The 24,897-nt window shown below is 49.1% G+C and carries 23 protein-coding genes and 6 tRNA genes; 25 read left to right on the plus strand and 4 right to left on the minus strand.

Annotation, left to right across the window (positions count from 1 at the left end):
- The first annotated feature begins 110 nt into the window (after nucleotides 1-110).
- Entirely contained in the window at nucleotides 111-974 is an 864-nt protein-coding gene (gene pdxY, locus HA050_RS19365) for a pyridoxal kinase PdxY (protein ID WP_166829916.1), read from the plus strand.
- Between the two features lie 50 nt (nucleotides 975-1,024).
- Here the strand turns inward: pdxY and HA050_RS19370 are convergent, their stop codons facing one another.
- The 4 genes from HA050_RS19370 to HA050_RS19385 all read right to left on the minus strand — a co-directional run bounded on the left by HA050_RS19370 (nucleotide 1,025) and on the right by HA050_RS19385 (nucleotide 2,526).
- On the minus strand, nucleotides 1,025-1,390 hold the full coding sequence (locus HA050_RS19370) for a hypothetical protein (RefSeq protein WP_166829918.1): 366 nt from the start codon (nucleotides 1,388-1,390) through the stop codon (nucleotides 1,025-1,027).
- Between the two features lie 47 nt (nucleotides 1,391-1,437).
- Nucleotides 1,438-2,139 (minus strand): GntR family transcriptional regulator, encoded by a 702-nt coding sequence (locus tag HA050_RS19375; protein WP_115230157.1) that lies wholly within the window; start codon nucleotides 2,137-2,139, stop codon nucleotides 1,438-1,440.
- A gap of 181 nt (nucleotides 2,140-2,320) precedes the next feature.
- Nucleotides 2,321-2,396 (minus strand) — tRNA-Phe (locus HA050_RS19380).
- A 54-nt stretch (nucleotides 2,397-2,450) separates the two neighbouring features.
- Nucleotides 2,451-2,526 (minus strand) — tRNA-Phe (locus HA050_RS19385).
- 404 nt (nucleotides 2,527-2,930) lie between these two features.
- Between HA050_RS19385 and HA050_RS19390 the strand changes: the two genes are divergently transcribed.
- The 24 genes from HA050_RS19390 to rplV all read left to right on the plus strand — a co-directional run bounded on the left by HA050_RS19390 (nucleotide 2,931) and on the right by rplV (nucleotide 24,895).
- A tRNA-Tyr gene (locus HA050_RS19390) sits at nucleotides 2,931-3,016 on the plus strand.
- A gap of 59 nt (nucleotides 3,017-3,075) precedes the next feature.
- Nucleotides 3,076-3,149: transfer RNA gene (locus HA050_RS19395), tRNA-Gly, on the plus strand.
- 14 nt (nucleotides 3,150-3,163) lie between these two features.
- Nucleotides 3,164-3,238, plus strand: a tRNA-Thr gene (locus tag HA050_RS19400).
- A 41-nt stretch (nucleotides 3,239-3,279) separates the two neighbouring features.
- Nucleotides 3,280-4,470 carry an elongation factor Tu gene (gene tuf, locus HA050_RS19405; protein ID WP_166829920.1) on the plus strand — a complete coding sequence of 397 codons (1,191 nt, stop codon included), beginning with the start codon at nucleotides 3,280-3,282 and terminating at the stop codon, nucleotides 4,468-4,470.
- Between the two features lie 47 nt (nucleotides 4,471-4,517).
- A tRNA-Trp gene (locus tag HA050_RS19410) sits at nucleotides 4,518-4,593 on the plus strand.
- Between the two features lie 68 nt (nucleotides 4,594-4,661).
- Complete coding sequence (secE, locus tag HA050_RS19415) at nucleotides 4,662-5,015, plus strand: preprotein translocase subunit SecE (RefSeq protein WP_099396493.1); 354 nt, start codon at nucleotides 4,662-4,664, stop codon at nucleotides 5,013-5,015.
- Between the two features lie 26 nt (nucleotides 5,016-5,041).
- Complete coding sequence (gene nusG, locus HA050_RS19420) at nucleotides 5,042-5,575, plus strand: transcription termination/antitermination protein NusG (protein WP_046351544.1); 534 nt, start codon at nucleotides 5,042-5,044, stop codon at nucleotides 5,573-5,575.
- An 81-nt stretch (nucleotides 5,576-5,656) separates the two neighbouring features.
- The gene (rplK, locus tag HA050_RS19425; RefSeq protein WP_046351545.1) at nucleotides 5,657-6,088 is read left to right on the plus strand and encodes a 50S ribosomal protein L11; all 432 of its coding nucleotides are present in this window, start codon (nucleotides 5,657-5,659) and stop codon (nucleotides 6,086-6,088) included.
- Entirely contained in the window at nucleotides 6,089-6,784 is a 696-nt protein-coding gene (gene rplA, locus HA050_RS19430; protein ID WP_166829922.1) for a 50S ribosomal protein L1, read from the plus strand.
- A gap of 274 nt (nucleotides 6,785-7,058) precedes the next feature.
- On the plus strand, nucleotides 7,059-7,601 hold the full coding sequence (gene rplJ / locus HA050_RS19435; RefSeq protein WP_099396491.1) for a 50S ribosomal protein L10: 543 nt from the start codon (nucleotides 7,059-7,061) through the stop codon (nucleotides 7,599-7,601).
- Between the two features lie 60 nt (nucleotides 7,602-7,661).
- Entirely contained in the window at nucleotides 7,662-8,030 is a 369-nt protein-coding gene (rplL, locus tag HA050_RS19440) for a 50S ribosomal protein L7/L12 (RefSeq protein ID WP_046351548.1), read from the plus strand.
- A gap of 219 nt (nucleotides 8,031-8,249) precedes the next feature.
- Complete coding sequence (gene rpoB / locus HA050_RS19445) at nucleotides 8,250-12,428, plus strand: DNA-directed RNA polymerase subunit beta (protein WP_166829992.1); 4,179 nt, start codon at nucleotides 8,250-8,252, stop codon at nucleotides 12,426-12,428.
- A 66-nt stretch (nucleotides 12,429-12,494) separates the two neighbouring features.
- A complete protein-coding gene (gene rpoC, locus HA050_RS19450; protein WP_166829995.1) occupies nucleotides 12,495-16,694 on the plus strand; it encodes a DNA-directed RNA polymerase subunit beta' in 4,200 nt (1,399 codons plus the stop codon).
- Between the two features lie 382 nt (nucleotides 16,695-17,076).
- Nucleotides 17,077-17,451 (plus strand): 30S ribosomal protein S12, encoded by a 375-nt coding sequence (gene rpsL, locus HA050_RS19455; protein WP_099396489.1) that lies wholly within the window; start codon nucleotides 17,077-17,079, stop codon nucleotides 17,449-17,451.
- A 110-nt stretch (nucleotides 17,452-17,561) separates the two neighbouring features.
- On the plus strand, nucleotides 17,562-18,032 hold the full coding sequence (gene rpsG / locus HA050_RS19460) for a 30S ribosomal protein S7 (RefSeq protein WP_046351551.1): 471 nt from the start codon (nucleotides 17,562-17,564) through the stop codon (nucleotides 18,030-18,032).
- A gap of 27 nt (nucleotides 18,033-18,059) precedes the next feature.
- Nucleotides 18,060-20,159 carry an elongation factor G gene (fusA, locus tag HA050_RS19465; RefSeq protein WP_166829924.1) on the plus strand — a complete coding sequence of 700 codons (2,100 nt, stop codon included), beginning with the start codon at nucleotides 18,060-18,062 and terminating at the stop codon, nucleotides 20,157-20,159.
- Nucleotides 20,160-20,185: 26 nt separating this feature from the next.
- On the plus strand, nucleotides 20,186-21,376 hold the full coding sequence (gene tuf, locus HA050_RS19470; RefSeq protein WP_099396487.1) for an elongation factor Tu: 1,191 nt from the start codon (nucleotides 20,186-20,188) through the stop codon (nucleotides 21,374-21,376).
- 14 nt (nucleotides 21,377-21,390) lie between these two features.
- Nucleotides 21,391-21,702, plus strand: coding sequence for a 30S ribosomal protein S10 (gene rpsJ / locus HA050_RS19475; protein WP_046351554.1), 312 nt, complete (start codon nucleotides 21,391-21,393; stop codon nucleotides 21,700-21,702).
- Between the two features lie 157 nt (nucleotides 21,703-21,859).
- Complete coding sequence (gene rplC, locus HA050_RS19480; RefSeq protein ID WP_099396486.1) at nucleotides 21,860-22,504, plus strand: 50S ribosomal protein L3; 645 nt, start codon at nucleotides 21,860-21,862, stop codon at nucleotides 22,502-22,504.
- Nucleotides 22,504-23,124: a 50S ribosomal protein L4 gene (gene rplD / locus HA050_RS19485; RefSeq protein WP_099396485.1), complete on the plus strand. Its 621-nt coding sequence runs from the start codon at nucleotides 22,504-22,506 to the stop codon at nucleotides 23,122-23,124. The genes rplC and rplD overlap by 1 nt, the downstream gene beginning before the upstream one ends.
- On the plus strand, nucleotides 23,124-23,426 hold the full coding sequence (rplW, locus tag HA050_RS19490; protein ID WP_197433117.1) for a 50S ribosomal protein L23: 303 nt from the start codon (nucleotides 23,124-23,126) through the stop codon (nucleotides 23,424-23,426). Before rplD ends, rplW begins: the two co-directional genes overlap by 1 nt.
- 12 nt (nucleotides 23,427-23,438) lie before the next feature.
- Nucleotides 23,439-24,275 (plus strand): 50S ribosomal protein L2, encoded by an 837-nt coding sequence (gene rplB / locus HA050_RS19495; protein ID WP_166829926.1) that lies wholly within the window; start codon nucleotides 23,439-23,441, stop codon nucleotides 24,273-24,275.
- 5 nt (nucleotides 24,276-24,280) lie between these two features.
- Nucleotides 24,281-24,556: a 30S ribosomal protein S19 gene (gene rpsS / locus HA050_RS19500; RefSeq protein ID WP_046351559.1), complete on the plus strand. Its 276-nt coding sequence runs from the start codon at nucleotides 24,281-24,283 to the stop codon at nucleotides 24,554-24,556.
- Nucleotides 24,557-24,565: 9 nt separating this feature from the next.
- Nucleotides 24,566-24,895: a 50S ribosomal protein L22 gene (gene rplV, locus HA050_RS19505; protein WP_046351560.1), complete on the plus strand. Its 330-nt coding sequence runs from the start codon at nucleotides 24,566-24,568 to the stop codon at nucleotides 24,893-24,895.
- The last annotated feature ends 2 nt before the right edge of the window (nucleotides 24,896-24,897 follow it).

Below are 24,897 nucleotides of genomic sequence, written 5' to 3' on the forward strand. Positions count from 1 at the left end.
TAATGCATGTTTATTTCTGTGTTACTGCTGACTGGCCCATTAAATCATCACTTTCACTGAGCCCGGAAGTGGTGATTTTTTTATGCAGCTATTTCACTATTGGATCTCATATGAATATTTTATCTATTCAGTCACATGTGGTATTTGGCCATGCAGGAAATAGTGCTGCGGTGTTTCCTATGCAATGCATGGGGGCGAATGTCTGGCCATTGCATACCGTACAGTTTTCTAATCATACGCAATACGGGCATTGGGCAGGCATGGTGATGCCAGAGGCGCAGATTAGCGGGCTGACAGCAGGCATTGCCCAAACGGGGCAGCTGGCTCAGTGCAATGCAGTATTGTCCGGCTATATTGGTAGCGCGGCTCAGGGGGAGCATATTCTGGCTGCTTTGCAATTGGTGAGAGCGGCCAACCCATTGGCGATTTATCACTGTGATCCCGTGATGGGCCACCCGCTTAAAGGCTGCATTGTGGCGCCCGGTGTGGCGGAGTTTCTGATCGAAAAAGCGATTCCGGCTGCAAATATCGTGTCGCCTAATCAGCTTGAGCTTGAAATGATAGCAGGCCGCTCATTAAGCAGCCTGCCTGAGATTGTGGCGGCTTGCCACGAGGTGCTGGCCAGAGGGCCACAAACCATCCTGATTAAACATCTGCATTATCAGAGCAAGGATCCAGCCAGCTTTGAAATGCTGGCGCTCAGCAATGATGAAGCCTGGCTGATTCGCCGCCCGATTCTTGCTTTTGATAAAGAGCCGGTTGGGGTAGGGGATATGACTTCGGCGCTGTTTTTAGCCTGCCTGCTGACTGGTAAAACGATTGCAGCTGCACTGGAGCACACTACGGCAGCGGTGTATGGCGTGCTGCTGGAAACCGCCAGCCAGTCGCGTTATGAGCTGGCCGTGGTTGACGCAAGGCAGGAGTACACAAAGCCAAGTCATGCTCTGCAGGCCATAAGGCTCAGGCCTGAGTAAACTGTCTTAAGCAGAAGCTTCCTGTGGCAGGAAGCTTCAGGCTCTGATGTTTAATTGAATGAATTGATTTTTCTAAGCATGACCAAAGCGTTTTCTTCTTCCTTGCCGCCCGCCGCAATGCAGTTCTCCAGCCCGCCGTTTTCCTGCCAGTGATTGCTGCCGTCTTCTGTGTAAAACGACACATATTTGCACTCGTTTATAACATCGTTAAATCCATTCATTGCGGTGTATTTAACTTTAACGATAAACGCGGTTTGTTTGCTCTTCAGCTTACCTTGCCAGATGACATCACCTTTTTTGAGTGTGAAGCTCTCAGGTTTTTTAAGGGTCTGTTTAATGATGGCGCTGGCGTCATCTACTTCAGATGAGCCACAGGCAGACAAAAATAAAGCCAGGCATAAAGCAATCTTTCTCATTTCAAATCTTTATATTTTGTGTAGACAAATAGCGTGTGTGCTAAAGCTTAAACGCTGGATGGGCTGTGTTTAACGCGCTCCGAAAACTTTTCCGGGCTTAAAGTTTCAGCTAAATCAATCACGTGCTGGTAGTGTGCTTCTATCAGTACCAATGCTTTTTGCAAGTCTCTGGCAAGCACGGCATCCATGATTGCTTTGTGTTCCCCGTGATCGTGATAACGCGTGACCTCGTCCAATTCAACATTGAGCCAGATATGGCGATAGCGTTCCAGTTGGTTATAAATATTTTCTAAAGTAGAAAGCATCATCGGCGAGTTGCATGCCTTGATGAGGGCCATATGAAAATCCATATGACGCTCGCCCCATTCTTCGTAATCGACGCCTGGCTGATCTAACTGAATACGCTCCATGCGGTGGAAGGCTGTAATAATGCTCAGCTCCCATTCTTCACTGCCACGTTGCATGGCTTTTTCCAGTGCAAGGCCTGCGATAGCCCGCCGGGTAGCCAGAATATCGCGTAACTCATTCAGAGAGACGGGCGCAACCCTAAACCCTTTTTGTGGCTCCATAACCACAAAATGCTGCCAGACCAATTGTACTAAAGCTTCACGAATAGGCGTGCCACCAACCTGATAATGCTGCTTTAATTCATTCATCTGCAGCTTTTCACCGGGTAAAAAAGTGCCCAGCAAAATATCACGGCGTATGGCCTTAACCATTTGATCTGAAAGGGTTGTACTGTTTGACATGGGGGTTTATGACTTCGCTCTTTGCTTTAAGACAGCGCAATGACAGCCATTGCAAGAAGCGGACATGATAGCGTAATCACGGAGCATGCCACAGGCAATAACCACAAATAAAAGAGGGGAACTATTTAAAAGCAGGAATGAAAAACGGCCCCAATTTGCATTGGAGCCGTTCTTTTTAAACTGGTGGCCCGTCTCGGAATCGAACCAAGGACACGCGGATTTTCAATCCGCTGCTCTACCAACTGAGCTAACGGGCCGCATAAAGCGGTTTAAAGCCAACCAGATTATAAAAATCTGATCTTATAAAAACTTGGTGGCCTGTCTCGGAATCGAACCAAGGACACGCGGATTTTCAATCCGCTGCTCTACCAACTGAGCTAACAGGCCGCTGAGAGGTCGCTATTAAAGCCCATTTGTAATGAGTCGTCAACCTTTATTATGAATATTTCTTGAAAACAGCTTTATTTTTATATTTCGCTATATAAGATTAGTTGGCTTGAAAACAGCGCTTTTTTAGGTGCAAAGGCGATGTTCAGAGTAATAGAGGAGGGGGAAAGTTAAAAATTTTGCTTTCCTGCTTCAAATTTAGTGTTTTTTTGCAAATTGGGTGTATGAAATATCAGGCGCATTAAAAAATGAAAAGAAAAAACAGCCAGCTTGTGTTTGCTTAATCCCTGTTTTTAAATGATATTCGCTTGTTTTCGTAAGCCGCTTCGTCATTAATTTTGAAAATGTTCTATTTTCGGGCTTGACGCAAGAAAGAACCTTGCCTAGAATGCGCTTCTCTTGTCGGGGGGGTTACCCCAGCGGTCAACGGGTCCGGACTGTAAATCCGGCGGCTTAGCCTTCGAAGGTTCGAATCCTTCCCCCCCCACCAGAATACTGTATGCGTAGTGAAGAATCTGCGTAAAGGTTGTAAGGTTGGATTAAAATAATGCGGGTGTAGCTCAATGGTAGAGCAGAAGCCTTCCAAGCTTACGACGAGGGTTCGATTCCCTTCACCCGCTCCAAAAAAGATTAGTGTGCCGTTGTAGCTCAGGGGTAGAGCACTCCCTTGGTAAGGGAGAGGTCGCGGGTTCAATTCCCGCCAACGGCTCCAATCGCTTGGTATATTTTCAAGTTCTCGAGATAGGAAATATCATGGCAAAAGAAAAATTTACGCGCACGAAGCCACACGTAAACGTTGGTACTATTGGTCACGTTGACCATGGTAAAACTACGCTGACAGCGGCAATTTCGACAATCCTGTCGAAGAAATTCGGCGGCGAAGCTAAAGATTACTCTCAGATTGACAGTGCGCCGGAAGAGAAGGCTCGTGGTATTACAATTAATACCTCGCACGTTGAATATGAAACAGAAACTCGTCACTACGCACACGTAGATTGCCCGGGTCACGCGGATTACATCAAGAACATGATTACCGGTGCTGCGCAGATGGATGGCGCGATCCTGGTTTGTTCGGCTGCTGATGGTCCGATGCCGCAAACACGTGAGCACATCTTGCTGGCTCGTCAGGTTGGTGTTCCTTACATCGTTGTTTACCTGAACAAAGCTGACTTAGTTGATGATGCAGAGTTGCTTGAATTGGTAGACATGGAAGTTCGTGAGCTGCTGAGTAAATATGATTTCCCAGGTGACGATACCCCTATCGTTGTGGGTTCTGCTCGTTTGGCGCTGGAAGGTGACCAATCTGAGCACGGCGAGCCATCGATCTACCGTCTTGCTGAGGCACTTGATTCGTACATTCCATTGCCAGAGCGTGCTGTAGACGGCGCGTTCCTGATGCCAGTTGAGGACGTATTCTCGATCTCTGGTCGCGGTACAGTAGTAACAGGTCGTGTAGAGCGCGGTGTAGTTAAAGTTGGTGAAGAAATCGAAATCGTTGGTATCACTACAACGGTTAAGACAACATGTACTGGTGTTGAAATGTTCCGTAAGCTGCTGGATCAAGGTCAGGCTGGCGATAACATCGGTGCATTGCTGCGTGGTACTAAGCGTGAAGATGTTCAGCGTGGTCAGGTTCTGGCAAAGCCAGGTTCGATTACTCCGCACACAAAATTCACGGGTTCTGTGTATGTGTTGTCTAAAGATGAGGGTGGTCGTCATACTCCATTCTTTAACGGCTACCGTCCACAGTTCTTCTTCCGTACAACTGATGTAACAGGTTCGGTTGATTTGCCAGAAGGCACTGAAATGGTGATGCCTGGTGACAACGTTGAAGTAACCGTTAGTCTGATTGCTCCTGTTGCGATGGAGCAGGGTCTGCGTTTCGCGATTCGCGAAGGTGGCCGTACAGTTGGCGCGGGTGTTGTTGCAAAAGTTATTGAATAAATAGGTTTACAAAAGAGGGTTGAGTTGTTATAGTTCTGCCCTCCCGTAGGCGAGTAGCTCAATTGGTAGAGCACCGGTCTCCAAAACCGGGGGTTGGGGGTTCGACACCCTCCTCGCCTGCCACGGTTTAGACATCAGAGCCGTTTCCGTAGGGAACGGCTCTGTTTTATCCAAGTTTCCGAATCGGACAAATGGTTAGCATCGACAAAATCAAGATCGCAGCATCATTGCTGTTGGTTGCATTGGGCGTTACTGGGTTTTATCTGGTTCCGGCCGATCAAGGAATTGTTCGCTCATTGCCTGTAGTGCTTAGTTTGGCGCTTGCAGGCTTTGTGCTATGGTTTTCGAATCCTGGTCGCGCGTTTGTAGATTACGCGCGCGACTCGATTAAAGAAGCGCAGAAAGTTGTGTTTCCTACACGAAAAGAAACCTGGCAGATGACGGGCGTTGTGTTCCTGTTCGTTGGGGTGTTGTCCCTCTTTATGTGGGGCGTAGACTCCGGTCTGACATGGGTGTTCTATGATCTGATCTTAGGTCGTGGCTAAAGTAAACAGGAATGCGGAGTATCTGAATGTCTATGCGTTGGTATGTGGTACACGCCTATTCCGGCTTTGAAAAAAGTGTGCAAAAGGCGCTGATTGAGCGGATTGAACGTGCTGATATGCAGCACTTGTTTGGTCAGATCTTGGTGCCAGTTGAAGAAGTGATGGAAGTGAAGGCCGGCACCCGTAAGCTGACCGAGCGGAAACTCTTCCCGGGTTATGTATTTGTTGAAATGGAAATGGGTGATGAAACCTGGCACTTAGTTAAGAGTACAGCTAAGGTGAGTGGTTTCATTGGTGGTGTGGGTAATCGTCCTACTCCTTTGCCTGAGCGTGAAGTTAAATCCATGTTGCAACAAGTTCAGGAAGGGGTTGAAAAACCTCGTCCTAAAATCTTGTTTGAAGTGGGTGAAGAGCTTCGCGTTACAGAAGGCCCGTTTGCTGATTTCAATGCAACTGTTGTTGATGTTGATTACGACAAGAGCCGGATTAAAGTGTCTGTGCTTATTTTTGGTCGCGCAACACCAGTTGAAGTCGATTTTGCACAGGTCGAAAAAACCTGATCTGTGTAGTGTAATGCCCTAGGGCATTTTGGTAGGGGAGCGAGTTTTTGCTCGCGTTTGACCCGAATTCAGGAGTTTTAAATGGCTAAGAAAATTATTGGCTATATCAAGCTGCAAGTTCCAGCTGGTAAAGCAAATCCATCGCCACCGATTGGTCCAGCATTGGGTCAGCGTGGTCTGAATATTATGAATTTCTGCAAGGAATTCAATGCGGCTACTCAAGGTATCGAGCCAGGTCTGCCAATCCCTGTAGTTATTACTGCTTTTGCAGACAAATCATTCACCTTCGTGATGAAGAGCCCGCCAGCAACGATCTTGCTGAAAAAGGCTGCTGGTATCACTAAGGGTAGCGCTAAGCCACATACTGACAAAGTTGGTGTTGTGACTCGTGCTCAGCTTGAAGAAATCGTTAAGACCAAGAATGCTGACTTAACTGGCTCTGATATCGACGCAGCAGTGCGTACTATCGCTGGTTCAGCTCGTTCGATGGGTCTGACCGTGGAGGGTGTGTAAATGGCTAAGCTATCTAAACGCCTGAAGGCTCTGAACGCAACTGTTGACTCTAACAAGCTGTACGCTGTTGATGAAGCCATTGCGCTTGTTAAGGCCGCTGCAACTGCTAAATTCAACGAATCGATCGATGTGTCTGTAAATTTAGGTATTGACGCACGTAAGTCGGACCAAGTGGTTCGCGGCGCTGTTGTATTACCTAAAGGTACTGGTAAGTCAGTTCGCGTAGCTGTATTTGCACAAGGTGCAAATGCTGAAGCTGCTCGTGCTGCTGGTGCAGAAATCGTTGGTTTTGATGATTTAGCTGAATCGATCAAGGCCGGTAATATGGACTTCGACGTTGTTATTGCTTCTCCGGATGCGATGCGCGTTGTTGGTCAGTTAGGTCAGATTCTGGGCCCGCGCGGCCTGATGCCTAACCCGAAAGTCGGTACTGTGACTCCTAACGTTGCTGAAGCAGTTAAAAATGCTAAAGCCGGTCAGGTTCAATACCGTACTGATAAAGGTGGTATCGTTCACGCTACAGTAGGTCGCGCAACTTTTGAAGCTGCTGATCTGAAAGAAAACTTGTTAGCGCTGGTTGATGCGCTGCAAAAAGCTAAACCAGCTTCTTCAAAAGGTGTATACCTTAAGAAGATCGCTGTATCGAGCACAATGGGTGTCGGCGTTCGCGTTGAAACCGCTTCGGTAGTAGCTTAAGTATTTAATGGAGTCAGCCTTTGTGCTGACTCAGTCGACTTTGGGCTTGGCGGAATATTGCCAAGGTTGTCAAAGACCGTAGGTGCCATAAGATTTCTTGTGGCTTAATCCGGCTCCCAAAAGCCAGCCTACGCAGACGGTGCGCCCGAATCTATAGGCTCTAGTGGCATCACCTTTAAGGTGGTGTTGTTTTAAGTCTCCTGAAGCAAAGGTCGCCGTTTGATTGGGTGGTGTGATTTATTCGCACTGAACTACTAACCAATGGAGGTAGACCTTGAGTCTCAATCTTGAAGACAAAAAGGCGGTAGTCGCTGAGATTACAGCAGAAGTTGCTAAAGCTCAGACGGTTATTATCGCTGAATACCGAGGTATCGGCGTTGCAAGCATGACTACACTGCGCAAACAAGCGCGTGAGTCAGGTGTGTACCTGCGTGTTCTGAAGAACACACTGGCACGCCGTGCGGTTGCAGGAACTCCGTTCGCTGAGCTGGCTGACCAAATGGTTGGCCCGCTGGTGTACGGTATTTCTGAAGACCCGGTTGCTGCGGCAAAAGTCCTGAACACATTCTCAAAGAAAGACGAGAAAATCGTGATCAAGGCTGGTTCTTATGATGGTAAGGTAATGAATGCAGCAGAAGTAGCAGTGCTTGCATCTATTCCAGGTCGTGAAGAACTGTTGTCCAAGCTGCTGTACGTTATGCAAGCACCGATGGCTGGTTTCGCACGTGGCCTTGCCGCGCTGGCAGAGAAGAAGTCCGAAGGCGTTGCCGCACCGGTGGAGGCTGCAGAAGCCCCAGCCGAAGAAGCAACCGCATAAACGATTACTTAAACACGATTGTTGTATTAAAACAGACAAGATTTTCAGGAGTATTAATAAATGGCTCTGACTAAAGACGATATCCTCGAAGCAGTATCTGCTTTAACCGTAATGGAATTGAATGAGCTGGTTAAGGCATTCGAAGAAAAGTTTGGCGTTTCTGCTGCTGCTGTTGCAGTTGCAGGCCCAGCTGCTGCTGGTGCTGCTGTTGAAGAAAAAACAGAATTCGACGTAATTCTGACTGGCGCTGGCGCTAACAAAGTGGGCACGATCAAGATCGTTCGCGAACTGACAGGTCTTGGCCTGAAAGAAGCGAAGGACCTGGTTGACGGCGCTCCTAAGTCTCTGAAAGAAGGCATTTCTAAGGCTGATGCAGAAGCTATGGTTAAGAAACTCGTTGAAGCTGGTGCAACAGCTGAGATGAAGTAAGCATCCTTTAGGATGTAGTGAAGGCAGGCGGAGGAATCCGCCTGCCCTTTTGCGTTTGTGTCTATTGCTTAGCTTACAGCTGATCCCGATATTTGTCGGTTAGCGGAATCCAGCTTGTGTTCTTTGCAAGCAGTTGTCAAACCGGAAACCGCTCACAAACACGTTGGCGGGCGTTTGCGGTTTGTCCTTTGCGCCCCACTCCATGGAGAGTTTATGAGTATGAAATACTCGTTCACTGAGAAAAAACGCATTCGTAAAAGTTTTGCGAAACGGAAGAGCGTCCTTGAGGTGCCGTTCCTGCTCGCAACACAGATCGATTCTTATAGCGAATACCTGCAACTAGGGGTTCCGGCCGATTCGCGCCGGATGATCGGTTTACAGGCAGCGTTTAATTCGATTTTCCCTATCGTCTCTCATAACGAAAACGCTCGATTGGAGTTTGTGCATTACTCCCTCGGCGATCCTGCTTTTGATGTGCTTGAGTGCCAGCAGCGAGGAATTACCTTCGCTGCCCCACTGCGCGCACGCGTACGTCTCGTGATCATGGATCGCGAAGCGTCTAAACCAACGATCAAAGAAGTAAAAGAACAAGACGTGTACTTTGGCGAAGTGCCATTGATGACACGTACCGGTTCTTTTGTGATCAACGGTACAGAGCGGGTTATTGTTAGCCAGTTACACCGCTCTCCTGGCGTGTTCTTTGAGCACGACAAGGGTAAGACTCACTCTTCAGGCAAGCTCTTGTTCTCGGCACGGATTATTCCGTACCGCGGCTCCTGGCTGGATTTTGAGTTTGATCCAAAAGATCTGTTGTTCTTCCGTATCGACCGTCGTCGCAAGATGCCGGTAACTACCCTGCTGAAAGCTCTGGGTTACAACCCGGAACAAATCCTGGCTGGTTTCTTCGATACCGATACTTTCCTGATGGACGAAGATGGCCTGTGCTTAGAGCTGGTGTCAGAACGCCTGAAAGGTGAAGTTGCGAAGTTCGATATCGTTGCTGATGACGGCAAAGTACTCGTTCAAAAAGATAAGCGTATTACAGCTAAAACTATTCGCGATATTAACGCGTCTGGTTTGCAAAAGATTCCAGTGCCACTGGACTTCTTCTATGGCCGTATTCTGGCGCACAACGTTGTTGACCCTATTACCGGCGAAGTGCTGGCTAAGGCCAATGAAGAAGTGACCGAAGATCTGGCTGTTAAGCTGGATATGGCAGATGTGAAGTCTGTGAAAGTGCTGTACGTGAATGATCTGGATCAGGGCGCGTTCCTGTCGCAGACACTGCGTTCAGACGATGTGGCTGATCAGTATGGTGCCCGTGTTGCAATCTATCGCATGATGCGCCCTGGTGAGCCGCCAACCGAAGATTCAGTTGAAGCGCTGTTCAAGGGCCTGTTCTTCGCCCCAGAGCGTTACGATTTGTCTGCTGTTGGCCGCATGAAGTTTAACCGCCGTGCTTATCCGGATCGCTTAGAAGAAAAAGCACCGGGCTGGCAGCGTCGTTTCTACGAAGAAGCGGGTCCGCGTGGTGTTGAAGGCGCAGGTATTCTGTGCACAGAAGACATCATTGCCGTGATCGGTATTCTCTTAGAATTGCGTAACGGCCGTGGCGATATCGATGATATCGATCACTTGGGTAATCGTCGTGTGCGCTCGGTGGGTGAGTTGGCTGAAAACCAATTCCGCGCTGGCTTGGTTCGTGTAGAACGCGCTGTTAAAGAGCGTTTGTCACAAGCTGAATCAGACAACCTGATGCCGCATGACCTGATTAATGCCAAGCCTGTTTCGGCTGCAATCAAAGAGTTCTTTGGTTCATCCCAGTTGTCGCAGTTTATGGATCAGACCAACCCATTGTCAGAAATCACGCACAAGCGTCGTGTTTCTGCTCTGGGACCAGGCGGTTTGACTCGTGAGCGCGCTGGCTTTGAAGTTCGTGACGTGCATCCGACGCATTACGGTCGTGTTTGCCCGATCGAAACACCGGAAGGTCCAAACATTGGTCTGATCAACTCGCTCTCTTGCTATGCGCGTACCAACAGCTACGGCTTCCTGGAAACGCCTTACCGCAAAGTGATCGATTGTAAGGTTACTGATGAAATTGAATACTTGTCTGCGATTGAAGAGGGCAAGTACGTTGTAGCTCAGGCGAATGCCGAGTTCGACGAAGAAGGCCGTTTGACCGACGAGTTAGTGACTTGCCGTTCTAATGGCGACACGATCGTGGCTACGCCAGATCGCGTGCAGTACATGGATGTGGCGCCTAGCCAGATCGTATCGGTTGCTGCTTCCCTGATTCCGTTCCTGGAACACGATGACGCCAACCGTGCGCTGATGGGTGCCAACATGCAGCGTCAGGCTGTTCCTTGCTTACGTGCACAAGCACCGTATGTAGGTACAGGTATTGAACGCACATGTGCAACTGACTCGGGTACTGCAGTGACTGCATTACGCGGCGGTGTGGTTGATTATGTTGATGCAGCGCGTGTTGTTATTCGTGTAAACGATGACGAAGCGATTGCGGGTGAAACAGGTGTCGATATTTACAACCTGATTAAATTTACCCGTTCTAACCAGAACACCAACACTAATCAGAAACCAGTTGTTGTTCGTGGCAGCATTATTGCCAAGGGCGATGTGATTGCGGATGGTGCGTCAACTGACTTGGGCGAAATGGCTCTGGGTCAGAACATGACCATCGCGTTTATGCCATGGAACGGCTTCAACTTCGAAGATTCGATTCTGATCTCTGAAGATGTGGTTGCCAACGATCGCTACACTTCGATTCACATCGAAGAGCTGAACGTGATGGCGCGTGACACCAAGCTGGGCGCTGAAGAAATTACCCGTGATATTTCCAATCTGTCCGAGCGCATGCTGGGCCGTCTGGATGAATCCGGCGTGGTTTACATCGGTGCTGAAGTAGAAGCCGGCGATGTATTGTGCGGTAAGGTGACACCTAAGGGTGAAACCCAGCTGACTCCTGAAGAAAAGCTCTTGCGGGCGATTTTCGGTGAAAAAGCATCCGACGTTAAAGATACTTCGCTGCGCGTGCCGTCAGGCATGGTGGGTACCGTTATCGACGTGCAAGTGTTCACTCGTGAAGGCGTGGAGCGCGATCGTCGTGCCCAGTCCATTATTGATGATCAACTGCGTCGTTATCGCCAGGATCTGAACGATCAGTTGCGTATTGTACAAAGCGATTTGTTTGAACGTATTGAACGTATGATCGTGGGTAAAGTAGCCAACGGCGGCCCGATGCGTCTGGCTAAGGGCGTTGAAATCACCAAAGAATATTTGCTTGGTTTACCAGCAAAAATTGATTGGTTTGATATCCGCCTGGCAGACGAAGAATCTGCCCGCCAGCTGGAAGCCATGAAAGACCTGATTGGCCAGATGCGTACTGAGTTTGACCTGCGTTTCGAAGATAAAAAACGCAAGCTGACTCAAGGTGACGAATTGCCACCTGGCGTGATCAAAATGGTTAAGGTATATGTGGCCGTTAAACGCCGCCTGCAGCCTGGCGATAAGATGGCCGGCCGTCACGGTAACAAGGGTGTGGTTTCCAAGATTCTGCCGATTGAAGATCTGCCATACATGGCAGATGGTAAAACGGTAGATATCGTTCTGAACCCATTGGGCGTACCTTCGCGTATGAACATTGGTCAGATTCTGGAAATGCACTTGGGTTGGGCAGCTAAGGGTATTGGTCAGCGCATTGATGCGATGCTCCGTGAGCAACGTAACGGCATGCTGGTTGATATGCGTGCTTACTTGAACAAGATCTATAACACCAGTGGTAAGACCGAAGATATCGACGGTCTCTCTGATGAAGAGCTGATCGAGTTGGCTAATGGTCTGCGCAACGGTATGACTTTTGCAAGCCCGGTATTTGACGGCGCGAAAGAGTCTGAAATCTATCAGATGCTGGACTTGGCTTACCCAAGCGAAGATCCGCATACCCAGTTACTGGACTTCAACAGCAGCAAGACACAAATGCAGCTGTTTGATGGCCGTAACGGTGAGCCATTTGAGCGCAAGGTAACGGTTGGTGTAATGCACTACCTGAAGCTGCATCACCTGGTTGACGATAAGATGCATGCTCGTTCCACCGGTCCTTACTCACTTGTTACGCAACAACCACTGGGCGGTAAAGCTCAGTTTGGTGGTCAGCGCTTCGGGGAGATGGAGGTTTGGGCGTTGGAAGCATACGGTGCAGCTTACACCTTGCAAGAAATGCTGACTGTGAAGTCGGATGATGTAAATGGTCGTACTAAGGTGTATGAAAACATCGTGAAGGGCGATCACCGGATTGATGCGGGCATGCCGGAATCCTTCAATGTGCTTGTGAAGGAAATCCGCTCACTCGGTATCGATATCGATCTGGAAACGTATTGATTCGTGGGGTAGCAGATGGCGGGCACAGTGCCCGCCATACCCCGAACGCCTCACTGGAGTCAAAGAATGAAAGGCTTACTCGAACTCTTCAAGCAAGTAGCTGCAAATGAAGAATTTGATGCGATTAAGATCGGTCTGGCATCGCCGGAAAAAATCCGCTCTTGGTCGTTCGGCGAAGTAAAAAAGCCGGAAACCATTAACTACCGTACATTTAAGCCAGAACGTGATGGCTTATTTTGCGCGCGTATTTTTGGCCCAATCAAAGATTACGAATGCCTGTGCGGTAAGTACAAACGCCTGAAGCACCGTGGTGTGATCTGTGAGAAGTGCGGTGTGGAAGTGACCCTGTCCAAGGTTCGTCGCGACCGCATGGGGCACATCGAGCTGGCCAGCCCGGTTGCACACATCTGGTTCCTGAAATCCCTGCCATCGCGTCTGGGTATGGTGCTTGATATTCCATTGCGTGATATCGAACGCGTACTTTACTTCGAAGGTTTTGTGGTGATCGAGCCAGGCATGACGCCGCTGACCCGTGGCCAGTTGCTGACTGAAGAAGATTACTTCAACAAAGTTGAAGAGTACGGTGACGAATTCGTAGCCCTGATGGGTGCGGAAGCGGTGCGTGAACTCCTGAAGAGCATGGATGTAGAAGACCAAATCACCACCTTGCGTGCTGAATTGTCCTCCACCGGCTCTGAAACCAAAATCAAGAAGATTTCCAAGCGCCTGAAAGTGCTGGAAGCCTTCCAGCGTTCCGGCATCAAGCCAGAATGGATGGTTCTGGAAGTTCTGCCTGTATTGCCGCCAGAATTACGTCCTTTAGTACCATTGGATGGTGGTCGTTTCGCGACTTCAGATCTGAATGATCTGTATCGTCGCGTGATTAACCGTAATAACCGTCTGAAACGTCTTTTAGAATTGCGCGCGCCTGAAATTATCGTGCGTAATGAAAAGCGTATGTTGCAGGAAGCGGTTGATTCCTTGCTCGATAACGGTCGTCGCGGCAAAGCGATGACTGGTGCGAACAAGCGTCCTCTGAAATCCCTGGCCGATATGATCAAGGGTAAGGGCGGTCGTTTCCGTCAGAACTTGTTGGGTAAGCGCGTAGATTATTCTGGTCGTTCGGTTATTACCGTTGGCCCGACACTGCGTCTGCATCAGTGCGGCTTGCCAAAACTGATGGGTCTGGAGCTGTTTAAGCCATTTATTTTCCATAAGCTTGAAGTGCTTGGTCTTGCGACCACCATTAAAGCGGCTAAGAAAATGGTTGAAGCTCAGGATCCGGTAGTTTGGGACATCCTGGAAGACGTGATTCGCGAACATCCGATTCTTCTGAACCGTGCGCCAACGCTTCACCGCTTGGGTATTCAAGCGTTTGAGCCTGTGTTGATCGAAGGTAAGGCGATTCAACTGCACCCACTCGTCTGCGCGGCATTCAATGCCGACTTCGACGGTGACCAGATGGCTGTTCACGTTCCGCTGAGCCTTGAGGCACAGATGGAAGCACGCACGCTGATGCTGGCTTCTAACAACGTATTGTCGCCAGCTAATGGCGAGCCAATTATCGTTCCTTCGCAGGATATCGTGCTGGGTCTGTACTACATGACTCGTGAACGTATCAATGCCAAGGGCGAGGGCATGAACCTGATCGACGTAAGCGAAGCAATGCGCGCTTATGCGAGCAAGGAAGTGACCCTGCAAACACGCGTTGATATCCGCTTGAAAGAATGGGTAAAAGACGAAGACGGCGAATGGCAAGCTCAGATGGTGCGCCGCAGCACTACAGTAGGCCGTGCGATCCTGTCTGAAATCCTGCCTAAGGGCCTCGATTTCAGCCATATCGACAAAGCGCTGAAAAAGAAAGAAATTGGTAAGCTGATTAACGCCTCATTCCGCCGCTGCGGTTTGAAAGATACTGTTATTTTTGCTGACCAGCTGATGTACACCGGTTTTGCCTATTCGACACGCGGCGGTATCTCGATTTGCGTTGACGATATGGTTGTGCCGGATAAAAAGGTTCAGCTGCTGGCTGAATCCTACGCTGAAGTACGCGAGATCGAGCATCAGTACAGCTCCGGTCTGGTGACTCAGGGTGAGCGTTATAACAAGGTTGTGGATATCTGGGGCCGTGCCGGTGATCAGATTGCCAAGGCGATGATGGATCAGCTCGGTAAAGAGAAGGTCATTAACCGCGAAGGCAAAGAAGTTGATCAGGACTCGTTCAACTCAGTGTTTATGATGGCCGATTCCGGTGCCCGCGGTTCTGCAGCGCAGATTCGCCAGCTGGCCGGTATGCGGGGTTTGATGGCTAAACCGGACGGTTCGATTATTGAAACGCCGATTACCACTAACTTCCGTGAAGGTCTGACCGTTCTTCAGTACTTTATCTCGACTCACGGTGCACGTAAGGGTCTGGCAGATACGGCGCTGAAAACAGCGAACTCCGGTTACCTGACTCGTCGTCTGGTTGACGTTACACAAGACTTGGTTGTAATCGAAGACGATTGCGGCACCAAGAACGGTGTGGTCATGAAGGCGGTTGTACAGGGTGGTGATGTGATTGAAGCCCTGCGTGACCGTATTCTGGGTCGCGTTGTTGTGCTTGATGTGATCGATCCTGTTACGCATGAAACAGTGTTCCCGGTGGGTACATTGCTTGGTGAAGACGAAGTAGACGAAATCGAACACCTTGGTGTTGATGAAGTTAAAGTTCGCACACCACTTTCATGCGAAACACGCTACGGCCTGTGCGCTAAGTGTTATGGTCGTGACTTGGGTCGTGGTCACCTTGTAAATACAGGTGAAGCTGTTGGTGTTATTGCAGCTCAGTCGATTGGTGAGCCGGGTACCCAGCTGACCATGCGTACTTTCCACATCGGGGGTGCGGCTTCTCGTGCTGCGGCTGCAACGCAAGTTGAAGCTAAGTCCAGCGGTAATATCGCGTACAGCCCTAATATGCGCTACGTGACCAATGCCAAGGGCGATCCGGTTGTAATTGCGCGCTCTGCTGAAGTGATTGTTGTTGATGACAACGGTCGTGAACGTGAGCGTCACAAAGTACCGTACGGTGCAACGCTGACAGTCAAAGATGGCGACAGCATCAAAGCCGGTGGCGTACTGGGTACGTGGGATCCGCACACTCGTCCAATTATTTCTGAATACGCCGGTCAGGTGAAATTCGATAATGTGGAAGAGGGTATTACCGTAATGAAGCAGGTCGATGATGTGACCGGTCTTTCGACCCTGGTTGTTATCGATCCTAAGCGTAAAGGCGGTAAGGCAACTGGCGTACGTCCAATGGTTAAGCTGCTGAATGAGCGTGGTGGCGAAGTTAAAATGGCGGGTACTGATACCACCGTTATGATCGGTTTCCAAGTGGGTTGTATTATCACGGTGAAAGACGGTCAGGTTGTTGGTGTTGGTGATGTATTGGCACGTATTCCACAAGAATCTGCTAAAACCCGCGATATTACCGGGGGTCTGCCTCGCGTTGCTGAGTTGTTTGAAGCGCGTATTCCGAAAGATCCTGGTATGCTGGCTGAAATTACTGGTACAGTTTCCTTCGGTAAAGAAACTAAGGGTAAACAGCGTTTAGTCTTAACGGATCTGGAAGGTGCTCCGCACGAATATCTGATTCTGAAAGAAAAACATGTGCTGGTTCACGATGGTCAGGTTGTTAACCGTGGTGAAAGTATTGTTGACGGTGCGATTGATCCGCACGACATCTTGCGCCTGCAAGGTATCGAAGCGTTGTCACGTTACGTTGTGCAAGAAGTGCAGGAAGTTTACCGTCTGCAGGGTGTGAAGATTAACGATAAGCACATTGAAGTAATTCTTCGTCAAATGTTGCGTCGTGTTGTTATCACAGATTCTGCTGATTCTGCCTTCATCCAGGGCGAGCAAGTTGAGCGTGCTGAAGTACTTACAGTGAACGATAAGTTGATTGCAGAGGGTAAGTTACCTGCAAGCTACGATAATGTTCTGTTAGGTATTACTAAGGCATCTCTGTCGACAGATTCGTTTATTTCAGCGGCTTCCTTCCAGGAAACCACGCGGGTACTGACTGAAGCAGCCATCATGGGTAAAGTTGATGACTTGCGCGGTCTGAAAGAAAACGTCATCGTTGGTCGTCTGATTCCGGCAGGTACTGGTTTAGCTTACCATCGCAGCCGTAAGCGTCAGGCTCCGGTGAGTGATCAGTTGTCTGACATTTTTGCACCAGCTGCAGAGGCTGAAACCGCTGCAAGTGGTGAAGTTGGGGTCTGACGATCATCAGCTTGTCTTGACGACAAGCACTTGATTTCAATAGAATCCTGTACTTTTACACAACGCTCAGCTTAGCTGGGCGTTGTGTACTTCTTTTGTGCAGTCAGTATTTAAGTTTTTTTTCGCACTAAAAAAGAAGAAACAAGCCGGTGGTGGTCGGCAAAAGCCTGACTGATAATTGGCTTAATGCTTTGATTTTAATTGCGAAAATTTATTTTTTGCCGTTGCTTGAAAGAAGTGGTTGTGAGTAGTGCCGCAGTAAAACAAAGAAACAAACATGTGGTGGTCAGCGTAAGCAGGACTGATAATGTGTTTAATGCTTTGTATGAAATGATAAGACGCAAGTGCCCTAAAAGGGCTTTTTAACCTAAGGAAGTAATCAATGCCAACGATTAACCAGCTCGTCCGTAAAGGTCGTGTGCAGGAAAAAGCAAAGAGCAAGGTTCCAGCTCTTGAGTCTTGCCCGCAAAAACGTGGCGTATGCACTCGTGTATACACAACCACTCCTAAGAAGCCAAACTCCGCGCTTCGTAAAGTTTGTAAAGTTCGCTTAACTAATGGTTTCGAAGTTATTTCGTACATTGGTGGTGAAGGCCATAACCTGCAGGAACACAGCGTTGTGCTGATCCGCGGCGGTCGTGTTAAGGATTTGCCGGGTGTGCGTTACCACACAGTACGCGGCTCTCTGGATACCGCCGGCGTTAAAGATCGCAAACAATCGCGCTCCAAGTACGGTACTAAGCGTCCTAAGGCTTAACTGCCACTGGACGGTCGGCGAGACCCATTCGGGCCGTCGAGTAAGTGGTCGTCTTGATGGGCGGCCGAGGGGGAAACCCCGACTGAATGAAATATTAAGGATAGAGAATTATGCCTAGACGCAGAGAAGTACCGAAACGTGACGTTTTACCGGATCCAAAATTCGGTAGCCAAGAACTGACCAAGTTCATGAACGTTGTCATGATGGATGGCAAGAAAGCGGTTGCAGAGCGTATCGTTTACGGTGCACTTGTGCAGATCGAGAAAAAAACTGGCAAATCACCGCTGGAAGTATTCTCCGCTGCAATCGGTAACGCCAAGCCAATGGTTGAAGTTAAAAGCCGTCGTGTTGGTGGTGCAAACTATCAAGTACCAGTCGAAGTCCGTCCTAGCCGTCGTTTGGCATTGGCGATGCGTTGGGTTCGTGATGCGGCTCGTAAACGTGGTGAAAAATCGATGGATCTGCGTCTGGCAGGCGAACTCCTCGATGCGGCTGAAGGCCGTGGTGGCGCGATGAAGAAGCGCGACGAAGTACACCGTATGGCAGAAGCGAATAAAGCATTCGCTCACTACCGCTTCTAATCGCGTAACCCGGATAAGGAATCTCCCGTGGCACGTAAGACTTCTATTGAGCGCTACCGTAATATTGGTATTTCTGCTCACATCGACGCCGGTAAAACGACGACGACCGAACGCGTTCTGTTCTACACCGGTGTAAACCACAAGATCGGTGAAGTGCATGATGGCGCCGCAACAATGGACTGGATGGAGCAAGAGCAGGAGCGTGGTATTACCATTACTTCTGCTGCTACAACTACGTTCTGGAAAGGCATGGCGCAACAGTACCCGGAACACCGCATTAACATCATCGACACCCCAGGTCACGTTGACTTCACTATTGAAGTTGAGCGCTCTATGCGCGTTCTGGACGGTGCATGCATGGTTTATTGCGCTGTGGGTGGTGTTCAGCCTCAGTCTGAAACCGTATGGCGTCAAGCTAATAAATACAAAGTTCCACGTCTTGCTTTCGTAAACAAGATGGACCGTCAGGGTGCTAACTTCTTCCGCGTTGTAGAGCAGATGAAGATTCGCCTGAAAGCTAATCCAGTGCCAGTTGTAATTCCAGTTGGCGCTGAAGATGGCTTTACCGGCGTGGTTGATCTGATCAAGATGAAATCTATCTTGTGGGATGAAGCATCGCAAGGTATGAAGTTTGAGTATGGTGATATCCCTGCTGAATTAGCAGAGATCGCTCAAACTTGGCGTGAAAACATGGTTGAAGCCGCTGCTGAGTCATCTGAAGAGATGATGAACAAATACCTTGAAGAAGGTGATTTGAGCGAAGCTGAAATCATTGAAGGTTTGCGCATTCGTACTTTAGCGTGCGAAATTCAGCCTATGCTGTGTGGCAGTGCGTTCAAGAACAAGGGCGTACAACGTATGCTCGACGCTGTGATCGATTTCATGCCTTCACCGGTTGAAGTTGCTGCGATTACTGGCGTGGATGAAAAAGAACAACCGATTACTCGTGAAGCTTCAGATACGGCTCCGTTCTCGGCGCTGGCATTTAAGCTGATGAGCGATCCTTATGTTGGTCAGCTGACCTTCTTCCGTGTTTACTCTGGTGTTGTGAAGTCTGGCGATACCGTGCTGAACTCGGTTAAGGATAAGAAAGAGCGTATCGGCCGTATCGTGCAAATGCATGCAAACGATCGTCAGGAAATTGATGAAGTTTATGCTGGCGATATCGCTGCTGCGATTGGCTTGAAAGAAGTTACAACAGGTGAAACATTATGTGCACCAAGTGACTTCATTATCTTGGAACGCATGATATTCCCAGAGCCAGTAATTCACGTTGCTGTTGAGCCAAAAACAAAGCAAGACCAGGAAAAAATGGGTATTGCTCTGAATCGTCTTGCTAAGGAAGATCCGTCTTTCCGTGTGCGTACAGACGAAGAAACCGGCCAGACAATTATGTCTGGTATGGGTGAGCTGCACTTAGAAATTCTGGTTGACCGTATGCGCCGTGAGTTTGGTGTTGAGGCAAACGTGGGTGCTCCGCAAGTTGCATACCGCGAAACAATTACCCGTATCGCTACCGATATCGAAGGTAAGCATGCTAAACAGTCTGGCGGTAAAGGTCAGTACGGTCATTGCGTGATTACTGTTGAGCCTTCGGGTGAAGGTAATGGCTACGAGTTTATCGACGAAATCAAGGGTGGTACAATTCCTCGTGAATTTATCCCTTCGGTGGATAAAGGTATCCAGAACACATTGAAAGCTGGTGTGTTGGCAGGCTTCCCGGTTGTTGACGTTAAGGTTCGCCTGACGTTTGGTTCGTACCACGATGTTGACTCTTCACAAATTGCGTTTGAACTTGCGGGTTCGATTGCATTTAAGGAAGCGATGCGTCGTGCTGGTGCCGTTATTCTTGAGCCTATGATGGCCGTAGAAGTCGAAACACCAGAAGAGTACATGGGCGACATCATGGGCGATATCTCGTCCCGCCGTGGTATCTTGCAAGGTATGGATGATAATCCTGCCGGTGGCAAGATGGTTAAGGCAGAGTTGCCTCTTTCCGAGATGTTTGGTTACTCGACACGCTTGCGTTCTATGTCGCAAGGTCGTGCAACTTACTCTATGGAATTCAAGCACTACTCCGAAGCGCCGAAGCATGTGGCTGACGCGATTATTGCGAACAAAAAATAATCAAATAATTTAAAGGATCTATAGCAATGGCAAAAGAAAAATTTACGCGCACAAAGCCACACGTTAACGTTGGTACAATTGGTCACGTTGACCATGGTAAGACCACACTGACAGCGGCTATTTCGACAATCTTGTCGAAAAAATTCGGTGGTGAAGCGAAAGACTACTCACAAATCGACAGCGCACCTGAAGAAAAAGCACGCGGTATTACTATTAATACTTCACACGTTGAGTATGAGACAGAAACTCGTCACTACGCTCACGTTGACTGCCCGGGTCACGCGGATTACATCAAGAACATGATTACCGGTGCTGCGCAGATGGATGGCGCGATCCTGGTTTGTTCCGCTGCTGATGGTCCTATGCCACAAACTCGCGAGCACATCTTGCTGGCTCGTCAGGTTGGTGTTCCGTACATCGTTGTTTACCTGAACAAAGCTGACTTGGTTGATGATGCAGAGTTGCTTGAGCTGGTTGACATGGAAGTTCGTGAGCTGCTGAGCAAATATGATTTCCCAGGTGACGATACTCCTATCGTTGTGGGTTCTGCCCGTCTGGCGCTGGAAGGTGACCAATCTGAGCACGGCGAGCCATCGATCTACCGTCTTGCTGAAGCGCTTGATTCGTACATTCCATTGCCAGAGCGTGCTGTAGACGGCGCGTTCCTGATGCCAGTTGAAGACGTATTCTCGATCTCTGGTCGCGGTACTGTAGTAACAGGTCGTGTAGAGCGCGGTGTAGTTAAAGTTGGTGAAGAAATCGAAATCGTTGGTATCACTACAACGGTTAAGACTACATGTACTGGTGTTGAAATGTTCCGTAAGCTGCTGGACCAAGGTCAGGCTGGCGATAACATCGGTGCATTGCTGCGTGGTACTAAGCGTGAAGATGTTCAGCGTGGTCAAGTTCTGGCAAAACCAGGTTCGATTACTCCGCACACAAAGTTCGAAGGCTCTGTGTACGTTCTGTCGAAAGATGAAGGTGGTCGTCACACTCCATTCTTTAACGGCTACCGTCCACAGTTCTTCTTCCGTACAACTGACGTAACAGGTTCGGTTGATTTGCCAGCAGGTACAGAAATGGTGATGCCAGGTGATAACGTTGAAGTAACCGTTACCCTGATCGCTCCAGTTGCAATGGAACAAGGTCTGCGCTTCGCGATTCGCGAAGGTGGTCGTACTGTTGGTGCTGGTGTTGTTGCCAAAGTCCTCGTTTAAGCCAGGTAACTAAAATGCAAAACCAAAAAATTCGTATCCGTCTGAAAGCTTTTGACTACGCTTTGATCGATCGTTCGGCGCAGGAAATTGTTGATACGGCTAAGCGTACTGGTGCTGTTGTTAAAGGCCCGGTTCCGCTACCTACTAAAATTGAGCGTTTTGACATTCTGAGCTCCCCACACGTTAATAAAATGGCGCGTGATCAGATGGAAATTCGCACACATTTGCGTTTAATGGATATCGTTAATCCAACAGATAAAACTGTTGATGCACTGATGAAGCTGGATTTACCAGCTGGTGTAGACGTAGAAATTAAACTGCAGTAATCGGCAAACAAGATTTTTTTTGCTGTGATGTGCGCTAAGTACTTGCGGTAAAAGAAAAATCTTGCTAAAGTCGCGGGCTTGCTACTTAAGGGTGGCAAGCCTTTTTTACTTTAGGTTTAGCCGGTCAATCGTAATCGGCCCTGAAAGGGATATAACTATGAGCTTAGGACTTGTCGGACGTAAAGTCGGCATGACCCGCGTATTTGCTGAGGATGGTGCTTCCATTCCGGTAACTGTGCTGGACATGTCTGCTAATCGCGTTACGCAAATCAAGACGCCGGAAACTGATGGCTATGCAGCTGTTCAGGTTACTTTCGGTGCAAAGAAAGCTAGTCGTGTTAACAAGGCTCAGGCAGGCCACTTTGCGAAAGCAGGCGTGGAAGCTGGTTTGGGTTTGGTTGAATTTAACGTTACTGCTGAGAAATTAGCAGAATTGAAGGCTGGCGATCAGCTTTCAGTTGAGATGTTTGCGGCTGGTTCTTATGTTGATGTTACTGGTACAACTCTTGGTAAGGGTTTTGCTGGTGTAATTAAACGTCACCACTTCTCTTCCAACCGTGCCTCACACGGTAACTCGCGCTCGCACAATACGCCGGGTTCCATTGGTCAGGCGCAAGATCCTGGTCGTGTTTTGCCGGGTAAGCGCATGGCGGGTCAACTGGGTAACGTTCAGCGTACAACCCAGAACTTGGAAATCGTCCGTGTCGACGCCGAACGTCAATTGCTGTTGGTTAAGGGCGCAGTCCCTGGCTGCAAGGGCAATGACGTAGTTGTTCGTCCGAGTGTGAAGGCAGGTGCGTAATGGATCTTAAAGTCATCAATGCTGCCGGCGAGGCGCAAGCCGCTGTTGCTGGTTCAGATGCACTGTTCGCACGCGAATTCAACGAAGCGCTGGTTCACCAAGTTGTGACAGCTTACTTCGCGAATGCTCGTAGCGGCAATCGTGCTCAAAAGGGTCGTGATAACGTAAGTCACACGACCAAAAAGCCTTGGAAGCAGAAAGGTACTGGCCGTGCTCGTGCTGGTATGAGCTCCTCCCCGCTTTGGCGTGGTGGTGGTCGTGCTTTCCCGAATAGCCCGGACGAGAACTTCTCGCAAAAGGTTAACCGTAAGATGTTCCGTGCTGGTATTGCGACCATTCTGTCGCAACTGGTTCGTGAAGAGCGTCTTGTGGTGGTGGAAAGCTTTACCGCTGAAACACCAAAAACTAAGGCTTTCGCGCAGAAACTTGCTGCTATGCAGTTGGATTCCGTGCTGATTATCACCAAAGAGCTGGATGAGAACTTGTACCTCGCGTCGCGCAATCTGGCGCACGTTCTGGTGCTTGAGCCATCGCAAGCTGATCCAGTGAGCCTCGTTCGTTTTAAGAAAGTGGTTATCACTCGCGAAGCACTGCAAGCTTTTGAGGAGTTGTACGCATGATGCAATTCTCTGAAAATCGTCTGCTTCAAGTTCTTCTGGCACCTATCGTGTCGGAAAAGACCACTTTTGTGGCTGAAAAGAATGACCAGGTTGTTTTTCGTGTATCCACGGACGCTACTAAGGCAGAAATCAAGGCCGCTGTTGAGCTTCTCTTTAAAGTGAAGGTTGAAGGCGTGTCGACATTGAATGTCAAGGGCAAGGGCAAGAAATTTGGTCGTACCGTAGGTCGTCGCAAGGACTGGAAAAAGGCTTATATTAGCCTTGCTGCTGGCCAAGAACTCGACCTCGCGGCAGCGCAGTAAAGGAGACTGAAAATGGCATTGGTAAAAGTAAAACCGACGTCCCCCGGTCGCCGCGCCGTCGTCAAGGTTGTGACCCCAGATCTACACAAGGGTGCGCCATACGCTCCTTTGCTCGAGTCGCAAAGCAAGACAGCTGGTCGTAACAACCGTGGTGTGATTACAACCCGTCATATGGGTGGTGGTCACAAGCAGCATTATCGTCTTATCGACTTTAAGCGCAATGACAAGGATGGTATCGTAGCGCGCGTTGAGCGCCTTGAGTACGATCCTAACCGTACCGCTAACATTGCGTTGCTTTGCTACGCAGATGGTGAGCGTCGCTATATCGTTGCTCCTAAAGGCCTGAAGGCTGATATGACCGTGATTTCTGGCTCGGATGCGCCGATTAAGGTGGGTAACACCCTCCCAATCCGCAATATCCCAGTTGGTTCCACAATCCATTGCATTGAACTGCAACCGGGCAAAGGCGCTCAGTTGGCACGTTCTGCAGGTGCAGCAGTTCAGTTGCTGGCTCGCGAAGGTGCTTACGCTCAATTGCGTTTGCGCTCTGGCGAAATCCGCAAGGTTCATGTTGACTGCCGCGCAACAATCGGTGAAGTAGGTAACGAAGAGCATAATCTTCGCTCCTACGGTAAAGCAGGTGCTAAGCGTTGGTTGGGTATTCGTCCAACTGTACGTGGTACTGCAATGAACCCGGTTGATCACCCGCACGGTGGTGGTGAAGGTCGTACTGGTGAAGGTCGTGTTCCAGTAAGTCCATGGGGCCAGCCTGCTAAGGGCTATCGCACTCGTCGCAACAAACGCACAAGCAATATGATCGTGCGTCGTCGTCCCGCGAACAAGAGGTAATGTAAATGGCACGTTCTATTAAAAAAGGCCCATTCGTTGACCTGCACCTGATTAAAAAGGTGGAAACTGCCCGCGCGGCGAACGACAAGCGTCCAGTGAAAACTTGGTCACGCCGTTCTACTGTGTTGCCAGACTTCGTTGGTCTGACAATTGCGGTTCACAATGGTAAGCAGCACGTTCCAGTATATGTGAACGAAAATATGGTTGGACACAAGTTGGGTGAGTTCGCACTTACCCGCACGTTCAAAGGCCATGCTGCGGACAAAAAAGCCAAGCGATAAGGTGAAGACATGCAAGTATCTGCTGTATTAAGCAACACTCGCCTCTCCGCCCAAAAAGCGCGGCTGGTCGCTGACCTAGTCCGTGGCAAGCCGGTAGAGCAGGCGTTGAACATCCTGGCCTTCTGCCCTAAAAAGGGTGCAGTTTTAATTAAGAAGGTTCTGGAATCCGCTATTGCCAATGCTGAGCACAATGAAGGCGCCGATATCGACGCACTCAAAGTGACCACAATTTTTGTGGATAAGGGACCTTCTCTTAAGCGTTTCAGCGCACGTGCCAAAGGCCGTGGCAATCGTATCGAGAAGCAAACTTGCCATATCACATTGATTGTTGGCGATTAAGG

Origin of the sequence: Iodobacter violaceini, assembly GCF_011601265.1 — a bacterium.
Taxonomy (GTDB): Bacteria; Pseudomonadota; Gammaproteobacteria; order Burkholderiales; family Chitinibacteraceae; genus Iodobacter; species Iodobacter violaceini.